This is a genomic window from Vibrio rotiferianus CAIM 577 = LMG 21460 (assembly GCF_002741985.1).
Classification (GTDB): Bacteria; Pseudomonadota; Gammaproteobacteria; order Enterobacterales; family Vibrionaceae; genus Vibrio; species Vibrio rotiferianus.
The window spans coordinates 1-1,688 of the sequence record NZ_APHW01000063.1 but is presented as its reverse complement, the minus strand read 5'-3'; the positions used below and the strand labels follow the sequence as shown (position 1 = coordinate 1,688).

Genomic DNA, 1,688 nt, shown 5'->3' with positions numbered 1-1,688 from the left:
CTCTCCACGACGGACGTTAGCACCCGCCGTGTGTCTCCCGGATAGTACTTACTGGTATTCGGAGTTTGACAAGTTGGTAAGTCGGGATGACCCCCTAGCCTTAACAGTGCTCTCCCCCAGTAGTATTCGTCCGAGGCGCTACCTAAATAGCTTTCGGGGAGAACCAGCTATCTCCAGGTTTGATTGGCCTTTCACCCCTAGCCACAAGTCATCCGCTAATTTTTCAACATTAGTCGGTTCGGTCCTCCAGTTGATGTTACTCAACCTTCAACCTGCCCATGGCTAGATCACCTGGTTTCGGGTCTATATCCAGAGACTGAACGCCCAGTTAAGACTCGGTTTCCCTACGGCTCCCCTAGATGGTTAACCTTGCCACTGAATATAAGTCGCTGACCCATTATACAAAAGGTACGCAGTCACAGGACAAAGCCTGCTCCTACTGCTTGTACGTACACGGTTTCAGGTTCTATTTCACTCCCCTCACAGGGGTTCTTTTCGCCTTTCCCTCACGGTACTGGTTCACTATCGGTCAGTCAGTAGTATTTAGCCTTGGAGGATGGTCCCCCCCCATATTCAGACAGGATAACACGTGTCCCGCCCTACTCGATTTCACTGAACACACATCGTCAACTACGGGACTATCACCCTGTATCGTCGGACTTTCCAGACCGTTCGTCTAACGTGTATAAAGCTTAAGGGCTAGTCCAATTTCGCTCGCCGCTACTTTCGGAATCTCGGTTGATTTCTTTTCCTCGGGGTACTTAGATGTTTCAGTTCCCCCGGTTCGCCTCCTGTTGCTATGTATTCACAACAGGATACTTGCTTATGCAAGTGGGTTTCCCCATTCGGAAATCCCAGACTCAAATGGTTTTTACTACCTAATCTGGGCTTATCGCAAGTTAATACGTCCTTCATCGCCTCTGACTGCCAAGGCATCCACCGTGTACGCTTAGTCACTTAACCATACAACCCGAAGGAGTTTCGAGTTGATGAACAAGTCACCAAAGTTGTCTGCAATTTTTATACATGATGCAGACTCGATTTTGCCGGACTCAAATTCCAAGAACACTTGAATGTGTTTTATTGGTGTTTGTCATAAAGACAAACATTGAGAACTTTACAATCAACAATAAATTGTTGATTTGTCAGCTTTCCAAATTGTTAAAGAGCAGATTTCTTAATGAAACCATTTTTAAAGATTCTTTTGCAAGAACACTTAAAGATGGTGGAGCTATGCGGGATCGAACCGCAGACCTCCTGCGTGCAAGGCAGGCGCTCTCCCAGCTGAGCTATAGCCCCATCAAGGTGTCGATACTGCATACCAACTTCAAAGGAAATTGGTGGGTCTGAGTGGACTCGAACCACCGACCTCTCGCTTATCAGGCGAACGCTCTAACCACCTGAGCTACAGACCCAGTATCGTCTCTTTTACTTTATAAACCGTATCAATCTGTGTGGACACTCATCGTGAGTAATCATCGTATAAGGAGGTGATCCAGCGCCAGGTTCCCCTAGCGCTACCTTGTTACGACTTCACCCCAGTCATGAACCACAAAGTGGTAAGCGTCCTCCCGAAGGTTAAACTACCTACTTCTTTTGCAGCCCACTCCCATGGTGTGACGGGCGGTGTGTACAAGGCCCGGGAACGTATTCACCGTGGCATTCTGATCCACGATTACTAGCGATTC

2 tRNA genes and 2 rRNA genes are annotated in these 1,688 nt (G+C 47.8%); all 4 read right to left on the bottom strand.

Features of this window, described 5'->3' with window-relative positions:
- Window positions 1-963: ribosomal RNA gene (locus B853_RS15880) — 23S ribosomal RNA — on the bottom strand; the annotation flags it as partial.
- 260 nt (window positions 964-1,223) lie between these two features.
- A tRNA-Ala gene (locus tag B853_RS15875) sits at window positions 1,224-1,299 on the bottom strand.
- Window positions 1,300-1,338: 39 nt separating this feature from the next.
- Window positions 1,339-1,415: transfer RNA gene (locus B853_RS15870), tRNA-Ile, on the bottom strand.
- Between the two features lie 68 nt (window positions 1,416-1,483).
- Window positions 1,484-1,688, bottom strand: a 16S ribosomal RNA gene (locus B853_RS15865); the annotation flags it as partial.